Consider the following 25,089-nt stretch of genomic DNA (forward strand, 5'->3'; position numbering starts at 1 on the left):
CCCTGCGACTGCGGTGTGTTGTGGGCGATCTACCTGAGTGAGTTCACAAGCCTCTGGACGCCGCTCTTGCGCCCGGCGGCCTGGTTCTTGTGGATGATGCCCCTGGAGGCAGCCTTGTCAAGCAGGCGGTTAGCCTGGTTGGCATACTGCTGCGCATGCTCGGCGTCGCTGTTCTCGACGGCCACGCGCACCTTCTTCACGGCAGTCTTGAGCTCGGAACGGACGGCCTTGTTGCGGACGCGTGCCTTCTCGGCAGTGATGATGCGCTTCTTCTGAGACTTGATGTTTGCCACGTGCGGTTCCTTTCGCATTCTGACTCGTGAGGCCTCTATCTGATGGGGACGGACGTGGGGTGCCCGTACCCGACACGGCGAGGTCAGCTCCGGAAGTATAGCATGGGCCTGGGGACTTACGCTATCATCAACGCCATGAACAACAACGACACCTCACATATCCGCAACTTCTCGATCGTTGCGCATATAGACCATGGCAAGTCCACCATCTCGGACCGCATCCTCGAGCTCACGCACACGGTGGAGGAGCGTGAGCTCACGAGCCAGATGCTCGACTCCATGGACATCGAGCAGGAACGTGGCATCACCATCAAGTCCAACGCCGTGCGCGTGGAGTACGACGCGGACGATGGCCAACGCTACCAGTTCAACCTCATCGACACGCCGGGTCATGTGGACTTCACCTACGAGGTCTCGCGCTCCCTGGCTGCCTGTGAGGGCGCCGTGCTCGTGGTGGATGCCACCCAGGGCGTGGAGGCCCAGACCGTCTCCAACGCCGCCTTGGCCATGAACGCCAACCTGGACATCGTGCCCTGCATCAACAAGATCGACCTGCCCAGCGCCCATCCCGAGGAGGTCAAGCGGGAGATCGAGGACGAGCTGGCCATTCCCGCCGACGATGCGGTGCTCGTCTCGGGCAAGACGGGCGAGGGCATCCACGAACTCCTGGAGGCCATCGTCTATCTGGTCTCGTCGCCCACGGGCGCTGCGGACGCCCCGCTCAAGGCCCTCATCCTGGACTCCTACTTCGATGAGTACCGCGGCGTCATCGCCACGGTGCGCGTGTTTGACGGGCACGTTCGCAGGGGTGACCACCTGCGCATGATGGCGCTGGGCGACAGCTTCCTCTGCGACGGCGTGGGCTGCAGGCGTCTGCTCGAGACGCCCCTCGACGAGCTGGGCGTGGGCGAGGTGGGCTTCGTGGTCACGGGCCTCAAGGACACGGCCCTCGTGAAGACGGGCGACACCATCACTTCCGAGGGCCATCCCTGTGCCGAGGCCTGCCCCGGCTACCAGGAGGCCAAGCCCATGGTCTACACGGGACTCTTCCCCATGGACAACAAGCAGTGCGAGAACCTCCGCGACGCGCTTGAGAAGCTCAAGGTCAACGACCCCTCGCTCGTGTGGACGCCCGAGACTTCGGTGGCGCTGGGCTTCGGCTTCCGCGTGGGCTTTCTGGGGCTGCTCCACATGGAGGTCGTCAAGGAGCGCCTCGAGCGCGAGTTCGCGCTCGACCTCATCGCCACCTCGCCCTCCGTCAACTATCACGTGTACAGGACGGATGGCACCATGGCGGAGGTCACGAGCCCGCAGGACCTGCCTGACGTCACGCGCATCGACCGCATCGAGGAGCCCTACCTCAAGGCCAAGGTCATCGTGCCCCCCACCTTCATGGGTGCCGTCATGCAGCTGGTGGTGGAGCATCGCGGCGAGTGCGGCAACATGGTCTACCTCTCCGAGAAGTCCGTTGAGATGCACTTCGACATACCGTTGGCCGAGCTCATATTGGACTTCTTCGACCAGCTCAAGAGCCGCACAAAGGGCTATGCCTCGCTCGACTACGAGATCGGCTCCTATCGCAGGAGCGACCTCGTGAGGCTGGACATCCTCTTGGCGGGTGACGAGGTGGATGCCCTCTCGTTCATCGTGCACAGGGACAAGGCCTACGGGATGGCCCGTCGCCTCTGCGACAGGCTCAAGGACATCATCCCGCGCCAGCAGTTCGAGGTGCCCATCCAGGGTGCCATCGGCAACAAGATCATCAGCCGCTCCACGGTGCGCGCCGTGCGCAAGGACGTGCTGGCCAAGTGCTACGGCGGCGACATCTCGCGTAAGCGCAAGCTGCTCGAGAAGCAGAAGGAGGGCAAGAGGCGCATGAAGGCCATCGGCTCGGTGGAGGTGCCGCAGGAGGCCTTCCTGGCCGTGCTGAAGGTGGATGACGCGTGACGCCCCTGGAGCTGCTGCGGGCCTATGGCCCCGCCGCTGACCTGAGCACGGGGGTCGCACCCTTTGCGTCCACGCTCGGGGACACCCTGGGCGCGCGCCTTGCCCACAACCCCTTCCTCATGGCACCCATGGCGGGCGTCTCCGACGGGGCGTACCGCCTGATGGCGCGCGCTGGCGGAGCGGCCCTCGCCTACACCGAGATGGTCTCTGTGGCAGGCATCCACTACGGTGGGGAGAAGACATGGGATCTCGTATATCCCATCGAGGGCGAGCCTGACATTGCGGTGCAGCTCTTTGGCAGCAGGCCGGAGCAGTTCCGCGAGGCCGCCGCCGCCGTGCAGCAGCGCCTGAAGGAGCGCCTCGTGCTCATCGACGTCAACATGGCCTGTCCCGTACCCAAGGTCACGCGCAAGGGCGAGGGCTCGGCGCTGCTGGACGACCCCAAGCGTGCCACGGACATCGTGCGGGCCTGCCTGGCCGAGACAACGGTACCCGTCACCTGCAAGATCAGACGGGGACGCCGGGCGGGCGAGGAGGTGGCGCCCGAGTTTGCCCGTGCCATGGAGGCGGCGGGCGTCTCGGCCCTTACCGTGCACGGGCGGACGGCCTCGCAGCTCTATCGGGGCCAGGCGGACTGGGATGTGGTGGGCCGTGTCGTGCAGGCCGTGAGGGTGCCGGTCATTGGTTCGGGGGACGTCCTGAGCGCCGAGCGCGCCGTGCGCATGCTGCGGGAGACGGGGGCCACGGCCGTGATGGTGGCCCGCGGCTCCTATGGCAACCCGTGGCTCTTTGGCGAGGCCCGTGACATCCTTGCGCGGCGCGAGCACCACGTGCCCACGCTTGCCGAGCGTCTTTCCGCGCTGGAGCTCCAGCTCAGGCTCCTTGATGCCACAGGTGCCCACATGGCACGGGGACGCAGCATCGCCGGCTGGTATCTCAAGGGCCTGCCCCATGCCACCTCGTGGCGCGGGCGCTTCATGGGCTGCACGTCGATCGAGGAGTTCGTCGAGCTGTGCCAGGAGCTGCGCGAGGTGGCACATGAGGTGGGCTGAGCGCTATCATCGGCGCCGTGCCGAGGCCCTCTACCTGCACGTGCCCTTCTGTGCCAACAAGTGCGCCTACTGCGACTTCGCCTCGTGGGCGATGCCTGAGGGCGATCCGCTCATGGATGCCTATGCGCGTGCACTGCGGGCCCAGCTTGCGGAGCTTGGCGGGCTGGGGATGCTGGACGGCATTGGGACGGCCTACATCGGGGGCGGTACGCCCACGCTGTTGGGGGCGCGCGCACTTGCCTCGCTCGTGGCAGGCATACGGGAGCTCTGCCCTCACGTCGTCGAGCTCAGCGTGGAGGCCAACCCCGATTCGCTCTCCGACGAGGTGCTGGCGGCGCTGGTACGGTCTGGCGCCACGCGTGTCTCCATAGGCGTTCAGAGCCTGCATGACCAGGAGCTGCATGCGCTGGGCCGCATCCACACGGCCCGCCAGGCGTGCGAGCGGGTGGGCGCGGCCGTGGAAGCGGGCCTTGACGTCTCGTGCGACCTCATGTGCGCCATACCACACCAGACGGATGCCAGCTGGCGAGACTCCCTCGGGGGCGCACTCGAGCTGGGTGTGGACCATGTGAGCGTGTACCCGCTCGCCATCGAGGAGGGCACGGCCCTGGCACGGCGCGTGGGCGCGGGCGAGCCCGCATGGAACGACCCGGACGTGCAGGCGTCCCGCATGGAGCAGGCGGCGCGCAGGCTCGCTGCGGCAGGGCTCGTGCGCTACGAGGTTGCCAGCTATGCGCGTCCCGGCAGGACGTGCGCCCACAACCGCATGTACTGGACGGGAAGGCCCTACCTGGGGCTTGGTACGAGCGCGGCCTCCATGCTCACGCGCGAGGGCTACGGGCTGCTGCGCACGCGGTGCCCCCAGCTGCCCGAGGCGCCTGCCGGCGCGGTGCGCGCGCGGCTCACCGTCACGACGGGGCGACGCGAGTTGGCGGCTCATCCCGCTCTGGACGCGCTCTCCTTCGACCTCGAGTTCCTGGGGGAACGGCAGGCACTCGCCGAGGATCTCATGTTGGGCGCGCGGCGCTCCTCGGGTATGGCCCCCGCGCTGGCGTGCGCGGCAGAGGACGCCTTTGGCACGACATGGCAGGACGTGCGGCGCGTCGCCCTCGACCGTCACCTCGTCCGCGCCGCCTCCGATGGGGCGCTGGTGCCCACGGAGGCGGGCTGGCTTTTGGGCAACGAGCTCTACGGGCTCATGTGGGGCCTGGCGGATGGTGACGTCCGCCAGACCCCTAGCTGCCGATGCAGGGGCAGCTGGCCCAGGCGCGCGTCGCAGCGAGGGCATACGACCCTGTAAGGGCATCGCTACCCGACATACCTCAACGTGTACGTCTCCGCCGATTCGCGCGACGTCTGCCCAGTTGACGGATTCTGGCATCAATGGAAACGTACACTTTGAAGTGGTCCGCCATCGAGACAGCGACCGTAACGCGCCGAGAAGCTGATGAGGACCCCGACAGGCGCTCGCGACGGGGTGGAGGGGAGGCCACAGATGGCATCTGGGTTGCTCGATGCCTTCTTCGTGCCCGAACCCGTCCTGCTCGAGCGGGGTCACGGCTTTGCGCTCTTCGGTCCGGAGCATCGTATGGCGCTTGGCATCTGTCTGGTCTGCGCCGGACTGCTGGTGCACCGCTACACGTGCCTCCCCAAGGGGCTGGCATGGGGCCGCCCGCGTCGGCGCATGCTTCTGGCATTGGCCGTGATTCCCCTTGCCCTGCTGGCCTCACGCGATGTGGCAGCTGCGGTCCTGGGGCTGCTGTCACCCATCTTCTGGCCGCTTCACATCTGCAACTTCTGCGAGTACTTGGCGCTTGCCTTTGTCCTCACCTGCGATCGCCCCGCTGCGCACGTGGTGGGCGAGCTCTTCTTTGCATGGAGCGCGACGGGCGCGTTGGCTGCCCTACTGTTTCCGGGATGGAGCTACTGCCCCCTGTGGACCTATGCCTCGCTGGGAGGATTTGTCGAGCATACGCTGCTCTTGGTCATGGTCTGGGCGCCTGTTCTGGGTGGGGACTTCGTGCCCCGTAGGTGCCACCTCTGGATTCCGCTCGTTGCCGCCATCGTGGGTGGTGCGCTGTTCCGTCCGTTCAACGCCGCCTTTGGCACCAACTTCTTCTTTGTGACGCACCCGCTTGTGGGCACGCCGTTCGAGTGGTTGTCGGACACCTGGGGCAATCCGGGCTACCTCGTGCCGTACCTGCTGCTGTCCTGCCTCCTGTGGGCCGGCTGGCATGCGCTGGCGGCTTATGTCAGCCAATGTGGTGGCAGGGGTCTGCGCCGGACGGACCCTCGCTGAGGTGCTGGAAGAGCGTCACGTACGGACAGGGCTGCACGACGCACCCCTGATTGGTACCGTTGGCGTCGTTCGTCCCTCTCCCGCCATGCGGCGTGCTAGGCTCATCATAGTGAGAGGGGAGTTGCCATGGCAATCGTCGCTGCATTTGCAGTTCCGCATCCGCCCTTGATCATCCCGGCCGTGGGTCGCGGACAGGAGCGGGGCATCCAGGCCACCATCGATGCCTATATGGAGGTAGGGCGCCGTGTTGCCGCGTGTGCGCCCGACACGCTCGTCATCTCGTCGCCGCACTCGATCATGTACCGAGACTACGTCCACATCTCTCCCGGTGCCCATGCACGGGGCAGCTTCGCACGATTCGGTGCGCCAGAGGCCGCCTACCAGTGTGACTACGATCGGGAGTTCGTGGACGGCCTCTGCGATGCGGCGGAGGATGCCGGTCTCCCTGCCGGCACGAAGGGGGAGCAGGACCCCGCGCTCGATCACGCGACGATGATCCCGCTCCACTTCGTCTGGAGGGCATGGCCCGAGGGACGGCCGCGTCCCAAGGTGGTGCGCATGGGAATCTCGGGCCTCTCGCCAGCGGTTCACTATCGCTTGGGCCAATGCGTCCAGAGGGTGGCCGACGCGCTGGACAGGAGGGTCGTCTACATCGCTTCGGGTGACCTGAGCCACAAGCTCACGCCCGACGGCCCGTACGGCTTCGCACCCGAGGGCCCCCAGTTTGACGAGAGGATGCAGGACATCTTTCTCACGGGCAACTTCCTGGAACTGCTTGCCATGGACGCGAGCCTGGCGGAGCGTGCTGCCGAATGTGGGCTGAGGAGCTTTCAGATCATGGCCGGTGCCCTTGATCGCACGGCGGTATCCGCGGAGCTGTTGAGCTACGAGGGGCCGTTCGGCGTGGGCTATGGGGTGGCTGCGTTCACACCCATGTCCGCGGTGGGCGCCGACCAGGAGCGCGACTTCCTCGAGCAGTACGAGGACTTCCATGCGAACAGGATGGCCGACCACAAGGCACGCGAGGACCTGCTGGTGCGGCTCGCGCGCCTTTCCATCGAGAGCTACGTGCGGGATGGCAGGCGCATCGACCCTCATGACCCCAACGACGTAGCGCCCCTGGGCGGCCCTCTGCCCGCCAAGCTCTACAAGACGCGAGCCGGATGCTTCGTCTCGCTCAAGGAGGACGGCGAGCTGCGCGGCTGCATTGGGACGATCCTTCCCACGCGGGCGAGCCTGGCAGAGGAGATCTGCGCCAACGCGATCAGTGCGGCCACGCGTGACCCGCGCTTCTCGGCCGTGCAGCCCTCGGAGCTGTCCGAGCTTGTCTACGACGTGGACGTGCTCACGACGCCTGAGCCCATCGAGTCCATGGATGAGCTCGACGTGAGGCGCTATGGCGTGATCGTCTCCACGTGCGACGGGCGGCGGGGGCTGCTCCTGCCCGACCTGGATGGTGTGGACTCCGTTGAGGACCAGGTGGGCATTGCCGCACGCAAGGGTGGCATCGACCTGGATCATGATGACTGGTCGCTGGAGCGCTTCAAGGTCGCGAGGCACACATGAGCGCCCTGCGCGCCACCGCGGTGTGCCACACCTGTCCGCGCTCCTGCTCCATCCCCACGGGCGGCGTGGGGTTCTGCCGTGCGCGACGGAACGTCGACGGGACCATCACGGCGGGCAACTACGGACGCGTCACCTCGCTAGCCGTCGATCCCGTGGAGAAGAAGCCCCTGGCGCGCTTCCATCCCGGCTCCCTGCTGCTGTCGGTGGGGAGCTATGGCTGCAACCTGAGGTGTCCCTTCTGCCAGAACCATCAGATCGCACAGGCGGGGGAGGATGACGTGCCCTGGCGGCAGGTGTCGCCCAGCCAGCTCGTCGAGCTTGCGTGTGCGGAACGGGACCGCGACGGGCGCGTGATCGGCATCGCCTACACCTACAACGAGCCCCTGGTGGGGTGGGAGTACGTGCGCGACTGTGCGCGGCTGGCCCATGAACACGGCCTCGTCAACGTGCTCGTGTCGAACGGCTACGCGCATGCCGAGGTGATAGACCAGCTGGTTGGCCTCATCGACGCGGCCAACATCGACCTCAAGGGCATCACGCCCCGCTTCTGCGACGAGTGTGGCTTCGACCCCGCCATCGTGCGTCAGACGATAGCGCGACTCGCCGCGGCGGGCGTTCACGTCGAGGTGACCACACTCATCGTACCGGGAAGGAGCGACACGCCCGCAGAGATCGCGACCATTGCGCAGTGGCTGCATGGGACCAGCGATGACATCGTCTACCACGTGACACGCTTCTTTCCCTGCTGGCACCTGCTGGACGTGCCACCCACACCTGTGGAGAAGGTATACGAGCTGGCTGATGTGGCACGTCGGTACGTCTCCCACGTGTGCGTGGGGAACTGCTAGGGACGATGCGCATCGATCCTGCCCCAGGCCATCGCGGTGCCGGGGTAGGCTGGCACCGCTGCGCCAACCGCTAGGCCACGAATCGCGCGGCGAACTCCCTGACCTGGCCCTCGGCAGAGTCGACGGCGCCGCTCCTGAGGTAGAGCGTCGTATCCTCCACGGTGATGCCCCTGGCCTCGAGCTCCTTGCGCATGAGGTCGAGCGCGTGCTTGGACAGCCACGAGGTGGAGAAGAGCACGGCCCTGCCCACCTTGCTGGCGTCGAGGGTGCCGAGGTAGGAGGACAGGTTCCTGTCAAGCCCGTAGGCGTAGAGCGCGCCACCCACAAAGAGCACATCGACGTGGTCGGCGAGTGCGGCGTCGGGCGCATCGGTGGAGATGGCCTCGACGCCGGCAGCGCGCGCGATGGTGTCGGCAACGGCCTTGGTCTTCCCGGATCGGGAGTAGTACCTGACGGCAACGGTCATGCTGATCCTCCTTCTCTCGCTTGCAACGCTCACGATTGTACCCGGCTGTCGGGTGTCTGTCCGTGCAACCGTGCTGGCACGGACTTTCCATGTGCATCCTTACAAAGGGGTAAGCTCCCCGTCACCCTATCCCATGGCTCGGAGTGGCCTCCTTCGCTACCATCTCCTGAGAGGAGGTCCCCCATGTCCACCATCCTGTTCGTCTGTCTTCCAGCGCTTGTGTTCTCCGTGCTCTTCGTCCGGTCGTACGCCCGCGAGCCGCGGCAGTTCCGAAATGCGCTCTACCTGCTTGCGGCTGTCATCTGCCTGCTCGGTGCGGGCATCGTGCTGCTCAGGAACCAGACCTGGCTCCTCCTCGTCATCTTTCTGCTCATCTTCCTCTTTCCCCTGGTCGCAGTCGTCCTCCTGACGATCAACGGCGTCACCGTGGTGAGGAGGGAGGGCCGCTCCGTGACGAACGCCCTGCCGTTCATGCTGGCCGCGTTCATCCTGGTGCTCTATGTCTCCTTTCCCATCCTGAGCGGTCTGGGCGAGCCAGGGTGGCTCGTGACCCTCGGCGAGCTCTTCGTGTTCGAGGGCCTGTGGTTCTCGTTCACCCTGGTCGCACTGTTTCTCTACTCGTGGCTGTACCGACGCCTGCCCAAGAGGCGCCTCTATGACTACATCGTCATCCATGGCGCGGGACTCGTGGGCGACAGGCCCAGCCCGCTTCTGGCCGGGCGCATCGACAAGGCCATCGAGCTCTGGCACGATCAGGGAGGGCATGGGGTCATCGTCGTCTCGGGCGGGCAGGGGCCGGACGAGGTGGTCTCGGAGGCCCAGGCCATGCACGGCTACCTCGTGCGCCATGGGGTTCCCGAGACGGCCATCCTCGATGAGAATCGCTCGACGAACACGATGGAGAACCTGCGCCTCTCCAAGGAGCTGATGGACGGGCGCTCGTCGGGCCGCCCGTACCGCTGCGCCGTGGTCACGAGCGACTTCCACGTGTTCCGCTGCGTCGAGTACGCGCGCAGGCTGGGCATCGCCGCGGATGGCGTCGGCAGCAGGACGAGCAGGTGGTACTGGCCCGCGGCATTCATCCGTGAGTTCGTTGCCATCACGCGGGAGCACTACAGCCCCTATGTCGTCATCGCCTGCCTGTGGGCTCTTGTCACGCTCATGCGCCTGCTGTAGCGGCTTGCAAATCGCTCAGAGCCCAAGTGCCGCGTCCAGGCGTACCTTGAGGAGCTCGTAGCGTAGGCGCTTCTCGTCCTGGGAGAAGTGGGCCTTGCGCGACTGCTCGGGGTTGTCCGCGTAATCGAGCACTTGGTCTGCGAACTGCTCGCTCGTGAGGTCGAACGTGCGGCCGCGCACCACATTGTAGCAGTGGAAGTTGCCGTCTGCGAGCGGCACGCCATGCACCCTCCCGCCAAAGATGTCCTGGGCAAGGAAGGCTGTGATGGAGCACTGGCCGAGCGTCCGATTTCTGGGCGACCACCGGTCGCGCATCCTGGGCGCGCAGGTCTCCGCGCACCAGACGCCGTCGAGCAGGTCGTAAAGCTCCCGTGGGGTGCGGATGGACGCATAGCGCAGGTTGGTGGGCGCCACGTCCGCCTGCTCCCAGCCAAAGAAGTGGTAGCGCATGAGTCGCATGGGGGGCTCCCATCTGCCGTGCGGCCAAGGTGAGACGAGCTGGTGACATGCTACATGAGTGCGCAGCCGTCGGCCTCGTCAGGTCCATGGCCTGGTTGTTTGGGCCTCCCGACATTCGGCCAGCCATGCGACGTCGCATTTGTGGTGGGCAGCGGCAACATCTTCTTCGATGTCGCGTGTCAGGCGTACCTTCCCGACATCGTCCAGGAGGACAGGCTCGTACAGTCGAACGGCGCCTCGCAAACCGCAAATGGGATGGCGACGTTCGGAGCGTCTAACACTGGGGGAACGTGGGTATGGAGGGTAGGGAGCTCGTTTATCTCAGGTCTTTGGAACTTCGTGATGGAGGCGCCTCATGTCCGTCGACCTTGGTCGCATCGTGGGTCTCGTGGTGTGTGTGTCGGTCGGTGCGTATCTCCTCTGGGTCTCCCTCAAGCTCGTCAGGACGGGGGACGTCAGCCTGATACACGACTACAACTACGGCAACGTTCCCACGAGCAAGCGCCCCGAGTTTGCGAGACAGGCCGGTCGGCGCATGCTGCCTATGAGCATGACCTGCCTGTTCATGCCGCTCGTCCTCTGGCTCCCCATGGAGTGGCTTAGCGTCGTCGCCGTTGCGGTTGTCGTGGCCATGCTGGTCGAGGGCATCCTCCTGTGTCGCGTGGTCATGCGGTACAGCGGCTCGCTCTTCAGTTAGGGCGTGGCACGTCGAACGCACCTACGGAGAACGGTGCGTTCGACGTGTAGAATCACACCAGTCCGGTGTGAACCTGTCCCCTCACAAGAGGACAATCCGAGAAGGGGAAGAGCATGGGCACTGACAGGGATGCCCGTACCGAGCTCGAGCGGCTTGAGGCGGGGGACATCTACCACTACGACGCGCCCGAGATTGCCGCGCGGAAGGATCGCGCAAGCGCGGCCTGCGCGAGACTCAACGCCTGTGACCCCCTTGACGCCGAGGCCAGGGACGTCGCCGCGCGCGACCTCCTCGGCCCCTGCGGCGTCGGACTCGACGTGCAGCCCGGCTTCCAGTGCGACGTGGGCACCAACATCAGCTGCGGTGACCGCTGCACCTTCAACTTCAACGTGACGATCCTCGATGGGGCACCCGTGACCTTTGGCGACAACTGCATGGTGGGACCTGGCTGCCTCATCTCCACGACGGGGCATCCGCTCTCGGCGGCGGGCCGTCGCGACCGCGAGGCCTATTCCAAGCCCGTGCATGTGGGCAGCGACGTCTGGCTTGGCGGGAACGTCTCGGTGATGCCCGGCGTTACGATTGGCGACAACGTGGTGGTGGGGGCGGGTGCCGTGGTCACCCACGACATCCCCTCCAACTCCCTGGCGCTGGGTGTGCCGGCGCGCGTCGTGCGCACGCTGGAGGAGTAGGCCTCCGTCTGCGCCGCCGGCGGCGCAGACGGAGGCCTTCGACCCCGCTATCAAGGCCCTCGAGCCGGGCATCGTGATCGACTGGCTGTCTCGCTTGTCGGAGTCATCTCCTCGTGCGGTGGACCCTCTTCGTTCAGGATACCCAACCCTGTGCCGCGCGGGACGTGCGGCATCAAGGATCACTCATCATGCGGGTGGTTAGGACTCTTGAAGGAGCGAAACGGTCCCAAGTGCGCGCTGGGGCGCGTGCTCGTGGTGTGTCGGCAGCGTCCATTGCCAGCAAACAGCCAGGATTTTTGTCCGTAAGGGAGTCGAAGTGGCTCCGATTGACCGCGCAAGCCCCTTTGAGCCCCGATGTCAGCACGCACTTGGGGCCGTTTCGCTCCCATGCCGCCATGCGACGTCTATGACAGCGCCTCCCTCGCGAGGGTGATGGCACCCGTGATGGCACCCGTGACCACCCCCAGGGCGAGGGCGGCGGCATCAAGTGGTCCGAGGCCATGTCGCGCGGGCCCGGCCTTGGGCTCCCGCCCGCCCTCGCTGGCGAACATCCAGGGCGCATGCCTGAGGAAGTGGTAGTAGCTTCCCCGCGCCACCCTGCTCGCGATGCGCACGGCCACGCCTCCCAGGCGCGCGACCACGGCCAGCCCGAGCATGGAGATTCCCTGGTCGCGCCCGTGGCGTCGCCACTCGTCGATGGCGTGCCCAAGGGTGTAGAAGGCGTCGGCACAGACGAAGAACTCCATCTCGAGGCCCCACGGCGAGAGGTGCTTGGGCTGGAACGTGGCGTTCATCATGTCGAACGATTCCCAGTCGCGCTCGTCGCGCACGAGCATGCGACCCTCCCGCTGGTACTGGTCGTAGGTCGCCGTGCCGGGGAACGGGGTGAGGATGGCAGGCTGCAGCTTGCTCGCGCCGATCTCCCTCGCGAACTCCACCGAGCGCATGATGTCCTTGTGCGTGTCGGTGTCGATGCCCAGCACGATGCTCGCGATGAGTTGGATGCCGTGGTCGCGGCAGGCGGCGCCGGCCCGCCTGATGTCTTCGACGCTCTGGTGCTTGTCGACCTCGTCGAGGGAGGCCTGGTTGAGCGACTCGATGCCGATGAGCACCCAGTTGAGGTTCGCGGCCGCGAGCAGGTCGAGCAGCTCCGGGTCTTTGGCCATGTCGGTGCGCCCGAAGAAGAACGTCTCCCTGAACTGCAGGTGCTCCGCGACGATGCGTCGGCAGATCTCCTTGGCGCGCCCCTTGTCGGCCGTGAAGTTGTCGTCCTCGAAGTTCATGTACTCGAAGCCCATGGCCTTGTAGTGCCTGATCTCGGCTATCACGGAATCCACGCTGCGCTTGCGGTAGGGGTGGAACATCCGCGTGGTGGTGCAGAAGGCACAGCGGAAGGGGCAGCCGCGCGAGGTCATGACGTCGGCCGCGTCGCAGGGGGTCTTGAGCACCGAGTAGTCCGGCCAGGGAACCGCATCGAGGTCGAGCACGGGCGCGCATTCGACGACGGGCTCGGTGCGGCGGCCCTCGACGACGTCGAGAATCGTATGCTCCCCTCGCCGACGAGCACCTGGTCGGCGTGTGCGAGCGCCTCCTCGGGCAGGGCCGAGGCGTGCAGGCCTCCGATGAGGACGCGGGCGTGGCCCTGTGCATGGAAGCGGTCGGCGATGTCATAGGCGCGGGGCGCATTGGATGTCATCGTGTAGAGGCAGGCCACGTCCGCCCACCCGTACAGCCGCTCGTAGTCGACCGTGCCACGCAGCTCCTCGTAGACTTCCACCTCATGGCCCGCCCGACGGACGATGCCGGCGAGGATGAGCGGGCCGGTGATGGCATCGCGTGTGCCGTAGAGGGACGACCCCCACCGGTAGACGGGCGATCTTCTCAGCGTCGACGCCGGGGTGATGAAGACGACCCTCATGAGACGCGCCTCCCCGTCGCACCTCTCTCGGGTGGCAGGTACCCTCTGGGCCAGAAGCGCCACCCATGGACTTTGCTCGATTCCATTCCCACTTTCCCTGGGCCCCATACGCGAAATGCGTGAACAGCACGCATTTTTTGCGAGTGGAAAGTTCCTGGTAGAAAGGGTGGTGACATGATGGTGAACGGCGAGGAGGGGTTGTGCGGACGCGCGAAGCCCGTCACACGGGTCGACTCTAAAGGACATATATGTATGTTATGGTCGGTTATGGTTGGGCATGGCGGAGTATAAGCCATGCCGCTTTAGGGCCGGTACCGCTTTTCCGTACCTTGCTGCTAGGCTGCGAGGCCCAAGCTCTGCCTGTATTGTAGGGGGCTCATCGAGCCCAGCGAGCGCTTGATCCTCGTCTTGTTGTAACGCTCTATATAGGCGTCTATCCTCTCCTTGAGCTCATCCAACGTGACGCCCGCCCAGTCCCTGCCATAGAGCATCTCGACCTTCATGGTGCCGAAAAAGCCCTCCATGCGGGAGTTGTCAGGGCTGCACCCCTTGCGCGACATGGAGCGCATGATGCCGGCCTTCTCGCAGATGGAGATCCACTCGGGCCAGCGGTAGTGGCAGCCGCAGTCCGAATGGATCACGAGATGGCGGCGCTCCTCGTCTGTCGTAGTGGCCAAAGCCGCCTTGAGCATGGAGTTGGCCATCTCGGCGTTGGGCGAGGTCGAGGTCGTCCAGCTTACGATGGCGCCGTCGAAGCAGTCCAAAACCGGGCTCAGATAGAGCTTGCCGGCCGGTATCGAGAGCTGCGTGACGTCGGTGAGCCATAGGAAGTTGGGAAGTCCGGCTTCGAAGTCCTGGCAGACCTTGTTGCCGGGGTGTTCCGAGACCTCGCCCTTGTAGGAGCTGTAGGCCTTCCCGGGCTTTGCCTTGCCGTGCGCCTCGAGCTTCTCCTCAGCCATTATTCGCCCTATCCTGCGCTCGCCGATGACATGTCCTCGTGCCTCGAGCTCGTCGTGGATGCGGCGCCTTCCGTAGGCGCCGTCGTTGGCGTTGAAGACGGCGCAGACCAGCTCCCGCGCCCCGGCGTCCCTGTCCCCGGCGGCGATGGCCGAGAGTTGGTACTGGTGGCTCGATCGGGCCATGTCGAGCGCCGAGAGAAGCTCGCACAGCCTCCATTTGGGGCGCAGCGACTCAATCAGCAGAGTCTTCTCCCTGTTCGTGAGCTCGTTTGCCGGGTCGGCGCCCGTCCCTTTTCCCAGGATCTCGAGGGCGCCCTCCAGGATGTCGCGCTTGAGCTCGAGTTGGCGCAGCTCTTTCTCGAGTTCGGCCTTCCTGGCCTCGAGGGCATCTATTTCTGTCTGCGTGACGGGAGCCGCTCTGGCGGCTCCGGCGTCGGACGCGCCATTTGAGACGGCGTTGCTTGTGTCGGGCATCGGGGGCTCCTTCTCAGGCAATAGCTCTCGCTTCCACTTGTAGAGGGTACAACGCGTGGAGCCGACCTCGTCGGCGATCTGTTGCGCGCTTCCGGCTCGTCTGACAAGCGCTGTCACGGCTTTCTGCTTCTCTTCGAGAGTGAACGTCCTGGGCTCGGCTGTCCGCCTCTCGCCAGGTGCCAGCTCGTCTATCCACTCTCTGAGCTTTTGCGTACTTCCGGGGTATCCCAGCTCGCGTCTCGTATAGGCGTTGCAGCGGCCGTGCTCCAGATAGTGGTTGACGGCGGCCCGCCTTTGCCCTTCTGAGTAGCGTTCTAGGTTGCGCCCCCTGAGCGCGCCTCCGTTGTCCTGCCATTCCCGATACCATCCTACAAGCTGTGCCCGGCTTGGATATCCCAACTCGCGTATCGTAGCCGTGGCTTTAAAACCATACTTGATATAGAGCTCGACCGCTCTTGTCCTCTGCTCAAGGGAGTACACGCCATCCTCCAAACATCATCGTTTGGTACGGATTTCCGGTACCGGCCCCTTTTTGACAGTTTAATGTTCTGAGACACCACGGGAGGAGCCCACATGCGCGTGGCCGTTTTTGTCGATGGGGCAAACTACACCTACATGCAGAGGAATCTTGGGTGGTATGTCGACACCAGGAAGCTCTTGGACTACTGTGCGCGCTTTGGGACCATAGATGACGCCTACTACTACACGGGGACGGACGCCTCCTCAGACTCGCAGCAGGGGTATCTGACGGCCCTGACACATATGGGATATGCGCTGGTAACCAAGCCGGTCAAGGTGATCTATGACTCCGAGACCGACAGCTCGATACGAAAGGCCAACCTCGACGTCGAGATCGTGCTCGACATGTTCACCACGATTGACACATATGACATGGCCGTTCTGGTGAGCGGCGACGGCGACTTCAAGAGGGCGCTGGAACTCCTGAGAGCCCGCGGGAAGAAGTTCAAGGTCATAGCCACAGATGGTCTTGTTGCCCGAGAGATTCGCGGCATCTGCGGCATGCACTACGTCAAGCTCGAGGACATCAGGGACGAGGTCGAGAAGGTCGAGAGGGGCTAGCTGCCCCCATGCGAGTATGGGTGGGTTCATGTGGCCTCCCTTTATCCCATGGCCCTGTCGGTGACGGTTCCCGGCGGCCTCCATACCTGGGCCGCCGCACGCTTCGTCGATGCGGCCAGGTGTTCTGCCTCCGTCGTGTTCCTGAGGAGCGTGACGTCTGGCGGAAACAGGACAACCTCATCGAGATCGAGGCCGAGGGCGATGACGAGAGGGGGACGTCGTGGGGATCCTGGCAGACATCGCTCAGGAGAGGAAGGGCCAGACATGACCGCGCTACTTCGAATCGTCGGTACGGTACGCCTGTAGAGTTGGAATCCCCCTGCGCTGGAGCTTCACAAGCACGTCTGGGTTCTGGGTGTCCGTGATGATGCCGGTGAAGTCATTGAGCGAGGCAAAGCGATAGAGTCCCTGGCGTCCGAACTTCTCCTCGTCAGCCAGAAGGAACTTGAACGATGCGTTCTGCACGACACGCGACTTCACGGCACCGTCATCGAAGCTCTCCGCCAGAACGGCGTTGCGGCCGAGGTCGATTCCGTTGGCGCCTACGAAGGCCTTGGAGAACAGTATGGGCTCGAGCAGGCTGACGGTGGCCGACCCCACGAAGCCGGTGAGGTCCTGGTTGAGGAAGCCGCCCGTGGAGAGCGCCGTGATGTTGGGGTGGTTGGCCACCGCGCGCATGACGTCGATCATGTTGGTGGTGAGGATGGCGTGCTTGTCGCTCTCGGCGAGGAGCCGTGCGAGCAGGACGTTGGTGCGGGAGACGTCGAGGAAGATCGAGTCGCCGTCGTTGATCTCCATGAAGGCGCGCTTGGCCACGGCAAGCCGTCCGGCCCCGCTGCCCGCGAGGTCAGGGATGTGTTTGGTGGGGAAGGCGTCCTCAAGGGAGCGGGGATCTTGCCTTGTCGTATCGCCGTCGCTGCCGTTGGCGGTCACAGAGCCGTCCAGCCGCACCGCCCCCCCGTACACACGTTGGCACTTGCCTGCCTTTACGAGGGCCTGCAGGTCCTTGCGGATGCTCTCCACGCTCACGTCATAGTGGCTGGCAAGCTCGTCGACGACGACGTGTCCCTCGCGCTCGATGGTGGCGAGTATCTCCGCGCGTCGCTGCCGTTGGAACATGTCTCCTGCGTGCCTCCTGATTGGGTGCTGCTGGGTGATGGGATGATGCCAATCATACCTTTTCCTCCCGTTTTTGACGCAGGATGGCCTCTGGGTCGCTAAGACAGTAAGCGGAATCTGGATTAAGTGGTAGCAATAAAGCGGTAAATGGTAATAAATCTTGTAATCAGTAATAAACAGTAATACTGTGATAGCGCAAGGGGAGTTCGTGTCGTGGCTCCCCGCCCACAGAACTCCCAAGGATGAAGGGAGGATGTCCATGAATGCCATGGCAGAGGTGCTCAAGCGCGAGAACGTCCAGATCGTCGATGCCTGCCAGGACTGGAAGGACGCCGTGCACGTTGCCGTCCAGCCCCTGGTCGACCAGGGGTATGTCACGGCCGGCTACATCGATGGGATCATCTCCAACGCCGAGGAGTATGGCCCCTATTTCGTGATCGCACCCGAGCTCGCGCTCCTTCACGCCCGACCCGAGCAGGGCGTCATCAGGCGTCAGCTTGCGGTCAGCGTGGTGCGCGCCGGCATCGTTTTCAAGGAGGGGGCCCAGCCCGTGCATCTGCTCGTCACCCTTGCGGCGACCGACCCGGATGGTCACATCGAGGCGATGAGGACGCTTGCGACCATGTTCTCCGACCCAGCAAGCATCCGGGCCATCATCGACGCCAAGACGCCCGATGAGATATACGAGCTGTTCACGAGGGACATCTGACCCCACGATTCGCTGGTGCAGACCGTTCCGACGACCTGCGTGCCGTCGAGGCACAAGACCCAAAGATGGGAGAGCACATGCCAGTTCTCGAGTTCATCGTCAACATTCTGTCAACCCCGGCGATTCTCGTCGGCCTGCTGGCCCTTGTGGGCCTGGTGCTGCAGAGGAAGTCCCCCGAGGACGTCATCAAGGGGACACTCAAGACGATCGTCGGCTTCCTCGTCCTGACGGCTGGGTCCAGCTTCCTCCAGTCCGGCTCGCTGCTGGCCTTTGGCGAGGTCTTCAACTACGCATTCAACATGCAGGGGGTCGTGCCCAACAACGAGGCGGTCGTGTCCGACGCCCTCCAGAACTTCGGTACCGACTCCGCCATCATCATGGCCCTTGGCATGATGCTCAACATCGTCATCGCTCGCTTCTCGCGTTGGAACTACATCTTCCTGACCGGACATCACACCCTCTACATGGCGTGCATGCTCGCGGTCATCCTCGGCGGGGCGGGTCACCTCACCGGCTGGATGCTGTGGGTCGCCGGCGGCTGCCTCCTTGGGTTTGCCATGGCCCTCTCTCCGGCCTACTGCCAGGTGACGTTCAGGAAAGTCACCAAGTCCGAGGGCGTGGCGCTCGGTCACTTCGGAGGCGTCGGCTACTGGCTTGCCGGCCGCGTGGGCTCGCTGTTTGCCAACGACCCCAAGCGCAGAAGCACCGAGGAGATGGGGTTTTCCAAGCGGCTCGTCTTCCTGCGTGACACCACCGTGTCCATTGGCATCACGATGGTCGTGTTCTTCCTGGTCGTCACTGGCGTCGCGGTCGCCCGCGGCATCCTAGCGGCCGTGCCGGCCGGAACCACCGCCACCCAGCTCGCCACCGACTACCCTGACTTCCAGTATCTGGGGAACCTCCTCAACATAGGCACCGAGACCAAGACCAACTGGATCGTCTGGGCACTCACTTCCGGACTGTCCTTTGCAGGCGGGGTCTACATCATCCTCTCCGGCGTGCGCCTGATCATCGGCGAGATCGTCCCCGCGTTCAAGGGGATAGCCGACAAGCTCGTCCCCGGCGCCAAGCCTGCCTTGGACTGCCCCGTCGCCTTCACCTATGCCCCCAACGCCGTCATCATCGGCTTCATCGTCTCCTTCCTCGGAGGCCTTGTCGGCCTCTTCGTCCTCGCCGGCATCGATGCCGCGATCGCGCCCGTCGCCCTCATCCTACCCGGCGTCGTACCCCACTTCTTCTGCGGGGCAACGGCCGGCGTCTTCGGCAACGCGGAGGGCGGCATCAAGGGATGCGTCGCCGGTGCCTTTGCCCACGGCCTGCTCATCACCTTCCTGCCTGCCATCTGCATGCCGGTCTTCTCCGCACTCGGATATGTCGGCACGACCTTCTCTGACGCCGACTTCTCTTGGATGGGCATCGTCTTTGGAAACGTGGTGAGCGTTGCTCAAGGCGGCTTCCTGCTCGCCCTCTGTGCCCTCGTCTACCTGGCACCCATCGTCTACAACCTCGCGATCCCCAAGAGGGATGCCGTCGCGGAGTAGCCGAGGTACGGCATGCTGCTCAAGGTTTGCATACGGGGCCGATGGCCTCAGGTATCGGTCCAACCACCCAATCCATGGCAAGGAGGAACAAACAATGCCAGACATCAACAAGATCATGTGTGCGTGCGGATCCGGCCTCGGATCGAGCCTCATCGTCCACATGAACACCGAGGAGGTCCTCAAGGAGCTGGGCGTCAGTGACGTCGAGGTCGTGCACTCTACGATCTCCGACATCCATCCCGGTGCGGCCGACCTCTTTGTGGTCGGTGGTGACCTCGGGGACTTCATCGAGGGCGTCGGTGACGACCAGAAGATCGTACTCAGCAACATCCTCGACAAGGAGGAGCTCAAGACCAAGCTCAAGGAGCGCCTCGACCTCTAGGTCCATTTACTCCTCGAGAATCTCGGGCGGATAGAGCGAGAGCTCCTTCCGCTGTCGGTAGACCACCCTGCATTCGAGCGTCAGGGGGAGCTCGGCGATGCCGGGGACGCTGACCACGTCGGAGTCGACGAGGGAGAGGCTGGCCAATGCGACCTCGTCGCCTCGCTTGCTGCCGCAGATGCCGACGACTCTGCGGTCGAGGTCACCCACGGGGGTTGACGTGAACTCGGGACTTTTGTCGAGAAGGGCGACGGTCGAACGGTGCGTCCTGACATAGGCCACGAAGACGGGCCTGTTCCAGTTGGTGCCGAGCGTGCCCCAACCGATGGTCATGGAGTTGACCTTGTCGCCTGCTTTGTTGGTGAGAAGGACGCCCTTGGGGATTGCCCTGTCGATCTGGTTGGCGTAGTCGCTCACGTTCTCGATATGCTGCTTGCGTACCATGTGTGTGGACCTTTTCGCCATCCGCCGGAACTTTGTCCCCGGATGCGCCCCCATCTTTTGACTTCCAGTTTAGGACTCGGTTATAGATATATGGGTGTGATTGGCCGCGTGCCTCTCGGAGTGGTGATGGCCTGATCCTAGCCGATGCCAAGCAGTTCCTTGAAGAAGCTTACGATGTCGTCCCACCAGGAGCCGCCGTCCGTCTTAGAGGCGTCATCCGGTCCGATGGGCGAAGCCGCCTGGGCGCTGTCGTCTCCCATGGAGAAGTCGGTGTCGGTCCCGTACTGGCCGTCGAAGTCGGAACGGTCGATCGTCTCGGTCGCGAGGGCGCCTGCGCCCGACGCGTCGTAGCTCGTGGAGTAGCTGCCCCTGACCGTGACGGTGACGTCGGACGTACCCCGGACGAGGACGTTGCCTGACGCATCGACTATCGTTACGGCATTGCCATCGCCATCGACCACCTTGCCACCCTCGGCCACGGTGAGGTTGGTGAGCGTCGAGTCGGCCGAGACGACCCATGTGGACGTGCCGTCGACGTCGACGCTGATGGGTGCGTCGCTCGTGCTTGTCGCACTCGCGTTCTCTATGATCGTCGCCGCACCGGTCCATATGCTGCCCTCGGTCAGGTATGCGGTGACGGAGCTGATGGTATCAGCGGAGATGGTGCCCCTCAGCGTCTGTCCGATGCCTGTGAGGGTGACCGTCGCGCCGTTGGAACCGGCCGTTCCCCAGCCGTTGGAATCGTTGCCCTCGGCCTGCAGGAGGTTTGCTGCGCTGGAATCGAAGTCGAGCGTAGTGTTGGACAGGACGATGCTCGCCGTCGTGTTGGTGAGGTAGAACATCGAACCGGAGCTGATGGCGCTCCTGAGCGTGGAGTTCGCCGCCTGGAACGAGGCCGCCTCGCCCGTGGTCGACTCGGCGTCGCCCGAGGTGGACTGATAGATGATGATGCCGTCGGCAATGGGGTCCGAGGCGGTCTTATCGGTGATCGTAGACTCGAGCGTCGAGTTGTTGATCAGAATGGTGTTGAGCCCCTCCATGCCGGCGATCTGGCTGCCCGTCGCGGTTCCCGTGACGTTATTGACCTCGATGTCTCCGGTCGAGTAGAGCAGGGGAGAGCCCGACCCGGCCGTCTGGAGGCTCGAGTCTGTAAGCGAGATGTCACCGCCGCCGCGGTCGGTCGCGACGGAGGCGCTGTGGTCCCCCTGCGTCGAGATGTCCATCTTGTTGGCGACGATCGTGCCCCCATAGGTGGCGTCCAGCCCGCGGGAGTTTCCGGCGCTGGTGGTGATGGCGTCATCGTTCGCGTAGACGGTCGCCCCATCGGTCGCAAAGATGGCATTGGAACCCTCGGAGTTGGCGTTGAGTCTGCTCGAGGATACGTTTATCTGCGAGCCTGTCCCAACGCCCAGCAGGATGGAGTTCAGCCCATAGAAGTTGCAGCTGTCCCCGTTGGTGTCGTCTCCCGACTTGTCCAGGCTCCCGTTCGTGATGGCGAGTATGCCGCCGTTCTGTGCGAGCGCCACGTTCTGGCCGGCATCGGTTGCCGAGGAGGACTCGCCCTCAGAGCTGACGGACTCCCCGTCTGCGGTAAGCACTCCCGAATAGCTGCCGTTGTAGTCGAAGGTCATGGTGTTGGCGCCGCCAGGGCCGCCGGAACCTGCATCGTCACTGGGGGGTGCACCGCCGGGAGCCGTCCCCCCGTTGGGTGCAGGGCTGCTGGAGGTCGTGCCTTGCGAACTGCTTGACGCAGACGACGACGTGTCGCTCTCGGCTGCGAATGCGCCGGTTGGTATCAGTGAAAGCACAAGGGCTCCCGTCACGACTGCCATACCAGCACGCCGGACCAAATCGTTGCAGTCCCTGTTGCTGTTTTTTGTTGTCATGGCTCCCCCCTCGCCGTGGTCGACCCTGGAGGCAGGGCGTGGCCGATGAGGGTCTTGTACCGTTGTCCGGGATCGCCTTAGCGGCTTAAGACTCAGGTAACACCTTCGGGTCACGATGCTGTACGTAAGCTGGAAGGAAGGTGGAAGGGCTAGATGCCCTATCGCTTCATGTCGTGACCCTAGCGTGCCTTGGAGACGACCGTCTCCGTCGAGGTGTGACGGCAGCATGGAAGCGCCTGCGCGTCCGTCACCCCTCGCTCGTGCGCTGGGCAATCTTGAGGTAAGCCTCACACTTCGTGGCATCCATCCGGCATGCCTCCTTGCTACCCTTCGATACGAGCCAACCTCATTGACAGTTCTGCTGTTTGAAAAGCGCGATCATCGACACGGCGCTCGTCCCCTGGCAGGGTGTGGTGGCTTGCGGAACTCGATGGGCTCTCCGAGACCTGCCACCGTTATGACATGAGGCTGTTCGTGGACGGTGCGCGCCTGGCCTACGCGCTCGCCGCAGATGGGAACGACGTGACGCTCGCCGACCTGAGTCGCCTGCCAGATGGCCGCACGATCGTGCGCGTCGCGACCATCTGGGCGATGACGCCCGAGGACGTGGACGCGCTTGTGGCGGCTCTGTGAGGGATGGAAGGCTCCGTCTCGGCCCTTGGCCTTCTGTTGTTTCCAACCCGTTTCGGATGGTAGACTCATAACGGTTTTTTAGCACGTTCAGGGGACGTCCTGCGACCGTTCGGAAGCGGAATCAGTGCTTTTCAAAGAGAAAGAGGGTGTTTCATGAAAGGTTACGCAATGCTCAGGATCGGCGAGTCCGGTTGGATCGAGAAGGAGACGCCCAAGTGCGGCCCGCTCGATGCCATCGTCAAGCCGCTCGCCGTCGCCATCTGTACCTCCGACGTCCACACGCTGTGGGAGGGCGCGCTCGGCGACCGCCACGACATGATCCTCGGCCACGAGGCCTCCGGCGAGGTCGTCGAGGTGGGCTCCGAGGTCAAGGACTTCAAGCCCGGAGACCGCGTGCTCGTTCCCGCCATCACCCCCGACTGGAACTCCCTCGAGGCCCAGGCCGGCTATTCCATGCACTCCGGCGGCATGCTGGCCGGCTGGAAGTTCTCCAACTTCAAGGATGGTGTCTTCTCCGAGTACTTCCACGTCAACGACGCCGACGGCAACCTCGCCCTCATGCCCGAGGGCATGGATCCCGCCGATGCCTGCATCCTCTCCGACATGGTCCCCACCGGCTTTCACGCCGTCGAGCTCGCCGACGTGCAGTTTGGCGACGTCGTCCTCGTCATCGGCATCGGCCCCGTGGGCCTCATGAGCGTCGCCGGCGCGGCCCTGCGCGGCGCCTCCCGCATCATCGCCGTGGGCACGCGTCCCGTCTGCATCGAGGCGGCCAAGGGCTATGGCGCCACCGACTTCGTCTCCTACAAGAACGGGCCCATCGACGAGCAGGTCATGGAGCTCACCGGCGGCAAGGGCGTCGACCGCGTCTGCATCGCGGGCGGAACCGTGGAGACCTTCGAGCCGGCCATCAAGGCCCTCAAGGCTGGCGGCAAGATCGGCAACGTCAACTACCTCGGCTCGGGCGATTACATCAACATCCCACGTGTGGAGTGGGGCGTCGGCATGGGCCACAAGGACATCCGTGGTGGCCTCATGCCCGGCGGCCGCCTGCGCATGGAGAAGCTTGCCAGCCTCGTCTCGTCCGGCCGCCTCGACCTGCACCCCGAGGTCACGCATGCGTTCCACGGCTGGGACCACCTTGAGGAGGCGCTCTTCCTCATGAGGGACAAGCCCGCCGATCTCATCAAGCCGGTCGTCGTGATCGACTAGCTCGTCTCGCCTGTCGGGGGCCATCGCCTCGTGCGGTGGCCCCTTCTTCATGCCGCTCGCGTCCCCAGGGGGTATCGCATAGTGAGGGTCCTTGTCGTCTCGGGATTTTTGGGCGCGGGCAAGACGACGTTCATCCAGGAGCTCGTGCACCGCACGGGCAAGGACGTCGTTATCTACGAGAACGAGTACGGTGAGGCCGATGTCGACGCCAGGCGCCTGAGGGCCGACTCGGACATCAAGGTGTGGGAGTCGGCCGAGAACTGCATCTGCTGCTCGGGTAGGCAGGACTTCGCCACCTCTGTGCTCACGATCTCCAACACGCTCGACCCCGAGTACCTCATCGTGGAGCCTACGGGCGTGGCGCGGCTCGGTCGCGTGATGAAAAACCTCGTGCAGGTGGTCTGGGAGCGCATCGAGCTTCTGGCGCCCGTCACCATCGTGGATGCCGGTGCCTGGGAAGCGCAGCGCAGAAACGCTCCCGAGGTTTTTGACGACCAAGTGGGGAGCGCCGCGACCATCGTCGTTTCGAAGCTTGGCGTCATCGGTGCCGAGCGAGCCGCCATGGGGCTGGCGGCAGAGCTCAACCCAAGTGCGGAGCTTGTGGCCAGCGCCTGGTCCGAGCTGCCGGACGAGTGGTGGGCATCCCTCCTGACGCGAGGCTTAGGCTGTAGCTCCAACGTGGACGCGGGTGCCGGCGGCAAGGAGGACCCCGAGGCCGACGAGCTGGAGACCATGGCGCTCGAACATGCGAGTCTCCCCACGTTGGGTCACCTCGCATGGGTTCTGGACGCCTTGTCAGCCGGCGTCTTCGGACGGCTCGACCGTGCCAAGGGTGCCCTGCCCTGCGGCAATCAGTGGCTGCGCTTCGATTTGGTGGAGCGCGCCTGGGCAATCACGGGGGCGGACGAGGCCGAGGAGGCCCGCTGCGTCTTCATCGGGCGTGACCTCTACCGCAGCGGTCTGCGCGAGGTGTTCGTCCCGGCGCTCTGGCGCGACGATGCCGAGATCCACCACGAGCATCACCATGAGCACGAACAGGGGCATGACCATCGTGGACACCACGAGAAGGAGCGTTGAGCGTCGCTCATTGCCCCTGATGTGCCCGTACGGGTGGGCAGCCGGCTCGGTGCCCTGGCGCCCGTTGCGCAACCTCAACGCAAGCTCCTCCGAATAAATGGTACTGTTTTAATAGGAATTTATCCGCGGCATGCGTAGGCGCTTCATCCTCTGGGTAGAG

General features: G+C 64.5%; 25 protein-coding genes. 16 read left to right on the top strand and 9 right to left on the bottom strand.

Translation table 11 applies throughout. From position 1 onward, the window contains the following. Window positions 1-29: 29 nt before the first annotated feature. Complete coding sequence (rpsT, locus tag J2S71_RS09650) at window positions 30-293, bottom strand: 30S ribosomal protein S20 (protein ID WP_021727013.1); 264 nt, start codon at window positions 291-293, stop codon at window positions 30-32. 135 nt (window positions 294-428) lie between these two features. Between rpsT and lepA the strand changes: the two genes are divergently transcribed. The 6 genes from lepA to amrS all read left to right on the top strand — a co-directional run bounded on the left by lepA (window position 429) and on the right by amrS (window position 8,005). Continuing rightward, window positions 429-2,240: a translation elongation factor 4 gene (gene lepA / locus J2S71_RS09655; RefSeq protein WP_307392475.1), complete on the top strand. Its 1,812-nt coding sequence runs from the start codon at window positions 429-431 to the stop codon at window positions 2,238-2,240. After that, on the top strand, window positions 2,237-3,292 hold the full coding sequence (gene dusB, locus J2S71_RS09660; protein WP_021726970.1) for a tRNA dihydrouridine synthase DusB: 1,056 nt from the start codon (window positions 2,237-2,239) through the stop codon (window positions 3,290-3,292). Before lepA ends, dusB begins: the two co-directional genes overlap by 4 nt. Continuing rightward, window positions 3,279-4,592, top strand: coding sequence for a coproporphyrinogen-III oxidase family protein (locus tag J2S71_RS09665; protein ID WP_021726983.1), 1,314 nt, complete (start codon window positions 3,279-3,281; stop codon window positions 4,590-4,592). The genes dusB and J2S71_RS09665 overlap by 14 nt, the downstream gene beginning before the upstream one ends. 195 nt (window positions 4,593-4,787) lie before the next feature. After that, a complete protein-coding gene (locus J2S71_RS09670) occupies window positions 4,788-5,591 on the top strand; it encodes a YwaF family protein (protein WP_021726991.1) in 804 nt (267 codons plus the stop codon). 126 nt (window positions 5,592-5,717) lie between these two features. Next, a complete protein-coding gene (gene amrA, locus J2S71_RS09675; RefSeq protein WP_021726933.1) occupies window positions 5,718-7,157 on the top strand; it encodes an AmmeMemoRadiSam system protein A in 1,440 nt (479 codons plus the stop codon). Further along, window positions 7,154-8,005: an AmmeMemoRadiSam system radical SAM enzyme gene (amrS, locus tag J2S71_RS09680; RefSeq protein ID WP_021726943.1), complete on the top strand. Its 852-nt coding sequence runs from the start codon at window positions 7,154-7,156 to the stop codon at window positions 8,003-8,005. The genes amrA and amrS overlap by 4 nt, the downstream gene beginning before the upstream one ends. Before the next feature lie 70 nt (window positions 8,006-8,075). On the opposite strand, the gene J2S71_RS09685 is transcribed toward amrS, so the two are convergent. Then, window positions 8,076-8,471 carry a flavodoxin family protein gene (locus J2S71_RS09685; RefSeq protein WP_021727032.1) on the bottom strand — a complete coding sequence of 132 codons (396 nt, stop codon included), beginning with the start codon at window positions 8,469-8,471 and terminating at the stop codon, window positions 8,076-8,078. A 183-nt stretch (window positions 8,472-8,654) separates the two neighbouring features. Between J2S71_RS09685 and J2S71_RS09690 the strand changes: the two genes are divergently transcribed. After that, window positions 8,655-9,647: a YdcF family protein gene (locus J2S71_RS09690; RefSeq protein WP_307391293.1), complete on the top strand. Its 993-nt coding sequence runs from the start codon at window positions 8,655-8,657 to the stop codon at window positions 9,645-9,647. A gap of 15 nt (window positions 9,648-9,662) precedes the next feature. On the opposite strand, the gene J2S71_RS09695 is transcribed toward J2S71_RS09690, so the two are convergent. Then, the gene (locus J2S71_RS09695) at window positions 9,663-10,106 is read right to left on the bottom strand and encodes a YunG family protein (RefSeq protein WP_021726980.1); all 444 of its coding nucleotides are present in this window, start codon (window positions 10,104-10,106) and stop codon (window positions 9,663-9,665) included. Window positions 10,107-10,461: 355 nt separating this feature from the next. Between J2S71_RS09695 and J2S71_RS09700 the strand changes: the two genes are divergently transcribed. Together J2S71_RS09700 and J2S71_RS09705 are read left to right on the top strand one after the other, a co-directional pair. Next, a complete protein-coding gene (locus tag J2S71_RS09700; protein ID WP_021727005.1) occupies window positions 10,462-10,803 on the top strand; it encodes a hypothetical protein in 342 nt (113 codons plus the stop codon). Between the two features lie 113 nt (window positions 10,804-10,916). Beyond that, window positions 10,917-11,495 (top strand): sugar O-acetyltransferase, encoded by a 579-nt coding sequence (locus J2S71_RS09705; protein WP_021727018.1) that lies wholly within the window; start codon window positions 10,917-10,919, stop codon window positions 11,493-11,495. Between the two features lie 404 nt (window positions 11,496-11,899). On the opposite strand, the gene J2S71_RS09710 is transcribed toward J2S71_RS09705, so the two are convergent. The 3 genes from J2S71_RS09710 to J2S71_RS09720 all read right to left on the bottom strand — a co-directional run bounded on the left by J2S71_RS09710 (window position 11,900) and on the right by J2S71_RS09720 (window position 15,338). After that, window positions 11,900-12,982, bottom strand: a complete 1,083-nt coding sequence (locus J2S71_RS09710) for a B12-binding domain-containing radical SAM protein (RefSeq protein WP_307391302.1) — start codon at window positions 12,980-12,982, stop codon at window positions 11,900-11,902. Beyond that, complete coding sequence (locus J2S71_RS09715) at window positions 12,907-13,413, bottom strand: cobalamin-dependent protein (protein WP_307391305.1); 507 nt, start codon at window positions 13,411-13,413, stop codon at window positions 12,907-12,909. The genes J2S71_RS09710 and J2S71_RS09715 overlap by 76 nt, the downstream gene beginning before the upstream one ends. Window positions 13,414-13,748: 335 nt before the next feature. Beyond that, complete coding sequence (locus tag J2S71_RS09720) at window positions 13,749-15,338, bottom strand: IS3 family transposase (RefSeq protein ID WP_307387982.1); 1,590 nt, start codon at window positions 15,336-15,338, stop codon at window positions 13,749-13,751. A gap of 81 nt (window positions 15,339-15,419) precedes the next feature. Between J2S71_RS09720 and J2S71_RS09725 the strand changes: the two genes are divergently transcribed. After that, entirely contained in the window at window positions 15,420-15,926 is a 507-nt protein-coding gene (locus J2S71_RS09725) for a LabA-like NYN domain-containing protein (RefSeq protein WP_021727016.1), read from the top strand. 273 nt (window positions 15,927-16,199) lie between these two features. Here J2S71_RS09725 and J2S71_RS09730 read toward each other — a convergent pair whose 3' ends face one another. Next, on the bottom strand, window positions 16,200-17,045 hold the full coding sequence (locus J2S71_RS09730) for a DeoR/GlpR family DNA-binding transcription regulator (protein ID WP_021726944.1): 846 nt from the start codon (window positions 17,043-17,045) through the stop codon (window positions 16,200-16,202). Between the two features lie 259 nt (window positions 17,046-17,304). On the opposite strand from J2S71_RS09730, the gene J2S71_RS09735 reads away from it, so the two are divergent. From J2S71_RS09735 to J2S71_RS09745, 3 genes are all read left to right on the top strand, one after another. After that, complete coding sequence (locus J2S71_RS09735) at window positions 17,305-17,754, top strand: PTS sugar transporter subunit IIA (protein WP_021727025.1); 450 nt, start codon at window positions 17,305-17,307, stop codon at window positions 17,752-17,754. Window positions 17,755-17,831: 77 nt separating this feature from the next. Beyond that, window positions 17,832-19,295: a PTS ascorbate transporter subunit IIC gene (gene ulaA, locus J2S71_RS09740; protein ID WP_040652285.1), complete on the top strand. Its 1,464-nt coding sequence runs from the start codon at window positions 17,832-17,834 to the stop codon at window positions 19,293-19,295. Between the two features lie 94 nt (window positions 19,296-19,389). After that, the gene (locus tag J2S71_RS09745; RefSeq protein WP_021727009.1) at window positions 19,390-19,677 is read left to right on the top strand and encodes a PTS sugar transporter subunit IIB; all 288 of its coding nucleotides are present in this window, start codon (window positions 19,390-19,392) and stop codon (window positions 19,675-19,677) included. A gap of 6 nt (window positions 19,678-19,683) precedes the next feature. On the opposite strand, the gene J2S71_RS09750 is transcribed toward J2S71_RS09745, so the two are convergent. Both J2S71_RS09750 and J2S71_RS09755 read right to left on the bottom strand, forming a co-directional pair. Continuing rightward, window positions 19,684-20,121: a flavin reductase gene (locus tag J2S71_RS09750; RefSeq protein ID WP_021727001.1), complete on the bottom strand. Its 438-nt coding sequence runs from the start codon at window positions 20,119-20,121 to the stop codon at window positions 19,684-19,686. 137 nt (window positions 20,122-20,258) lie between these two features. Next, window positions 20,259-21,752 (bottom strand): hypothetical protein, encoded by a 1,494-nt coding sequence (locus J2S71_RS09755; RefSeq protein ID WP_051333004.1) that lies wholly within the window; start codon window positions 21,750-21,752, stop codon window positions 20,259-20,261. A 663-nt stretch (window positions 21,753-22,415) separates the two neighbouring features. On the opposite strand from J2S71_RS09755, the gene J2S71_RS09760 reads away from it, so the two are divergent. The 3 genes from J2S71_RS09760 to J2S71_RS09770 all read left to right on the top strand — a co-directional run bounded on the left by J2S71_RS09760 (window position 22,416) and on the right by J2S71_RS09770 (window position 24,929). Continuing rightward, window positions 22,416-22,640, top strand: coding sequence for a beta-eliminating lyase domain protein (locus J2S71_RS09760; protein ID WP_021727011.1), 225 nt, complete (start codon window positions 22,416-22,418; stop codon window positions 22,638-22,640). A gap of 153 nt (window positions 22,641-22,793) precedes the next feature. Then, complete coding sequence (locus J2S71_RS09765) at window positions 22,794-23,852, top strand: NAD(P)-dependent alcohol dehydrogenase (RefSeq protein WP_021727028.1); 1,059 nt, start codon at window positions 22,794-22,796, stop codon at window positions 23,850-23,852. 81 nt (window positions 23,853-23,933) lie between these two features. Beyond that, window positions 23,934-24,929, top strand: coding sequence for a CobW family GTP-binding protein (locus tag J2S71_RS09770; RefSeq protein ID WP_021727019.1), 996 nt, complete (start codon window positions 23,934-23,936; stop codon window positions 24,927-24,929). Window positions 24,930-25,089 lie beyond the last annotated feature (160 nt).

The sequence above is a fragment of the Olsenella profusa DSM 13989 genome, from assembly GCF_030811115.1.
Lineage (GTDB): Bacteria > Actinomycetota > Coriobacteriia > Coriobacteriales > Atopobiaceae > Olsenella_F > Olsenella_F profusa.

Coding starts and splice junctions, on each gene's coding strand:
- lepA (WP_307392475.1), top strand. CDS start 429: ATGAACAACAACGACACCTCACATATCCGCAACTTCTCGATCGTTGCG.
- J2S71_RS09665 (WP_021726983.1), top strand. CDS start 3,279: ATGAGGTGGGCTGAGCGCTATCATCGGCGCCGTGCCGAGGCCCTCTAC.
- J2S71_RS09670 (WP_021726991.1), top strand. CDS start 4,788: ATGGCATCTGGGTTGCTCGATGCCTTCTTCGTGCCCGAACCCGTCCTG.
- amrA (WP_021726933.1), top strand. CDS start 5,718: ATGGCAATCGTCGCTGCATTTGCAGTTCCGCATCCGCCCTTGATCATC.
- amrS (WP_021726943.1), top strand. CDS start 7,154: ATGAGCGCCCTGCGCGCCACCGCGGTGTGCCACACCTGTCCGCGCTCC.
- J2S71_RS09685 (WP_021727032.1), bottom strand. CDS start 8,471: ATGACCGTTGCCGTCAGGTACTACTCCCGATCCGGGAAGACCAAGGCC.
- J2S71_RS09690 (WP_307391293.1), top strand. CDS start 8,655: ATGTCCACCATCCTGTTCGTCTGTCTTCCAGCGCTTGTGTTCTCCGTG.
- J2S71_RS09695 (WP_021726980.1), bottom strand. CDS start 10,106: ATGCGACTCATGCGCTACCACTTCTTTGGCTGGGAGCAGGCGGACGTG.
- J2S71_RS09700 (WP_021727005.1), top strand. CDS start 10,462: ATGTCCGTCGACCTTGGTCGCATCGTGGGTCTCGTGGTGTGTGTGTCG.
- J2S71_RS09705 (WP_021727018.1), top strand. CDS start 10,917: ATGGGCACTGACAGGGATGCCCGTACCGAGCTCGAGCGGCTTGAGGCG.
- J2S71_RS09715 (WP_307391305.1), bottom strand. CDS start 13,413: ATGAGGGTCGTCTTCATCACCCCGGCGTCGACGCTGAGAAGATCGCCC.
- J2S71_RS09725 (WP_021727016.1), top strand. CDS start 15,420: ATGCGCGTGGCCGTTTTTGTCGATGGGGCAAACTACACCTACATGCAG.
- J2S71_RS09730 (WP_021726944.1), bottom strand. CDS start 17,045: ATGTTCCAACGGCAGCGACGCGCGGAGATACTCGCCACCATCGAGCGC.
- J2S71_RS09735 (WP_021727025.1), top strand. CDS start 17,305: ATGAATGCCATGGCAGAGGTGCTCAAGCGCGAGAACGTCCAGATCGTC.
- ulaA (WP_040652285.1), top strand. CDS start 17,832: ATGCCAGTTCTCGAGTTCATCGTCAACATTCTGTCAACCCCGGCGATT.
- J2S71_RS09745 (WP_021727009.1), top strand. CDS start 19,390: ATGCCAGACATCAACAAGATCATGTGTGCGTGCGGATCCGGCCTCGGA.
- J2S71_RS09750 (WP_021727001.1), bottom strand. CDS start 20,121: ATGGTACGCAAGCAGCATATCGAGAACGTGAGCGACTACGCCAACCAG.
- J2S71_RS09755 (WP_051333004.1), bottom strand. CDS start 21,752: ATGACCTTCGACTACAACGGCAGCTATTCGGGAGTGCTTACCGCAGAC.
- J2S71_RS09765 (WP_021727028.1), top strand. CDS start 22,794: ATGAAAGGTTACGCAATGCTCAGGATCGGCGAGTCCGGTTGGATCGAG.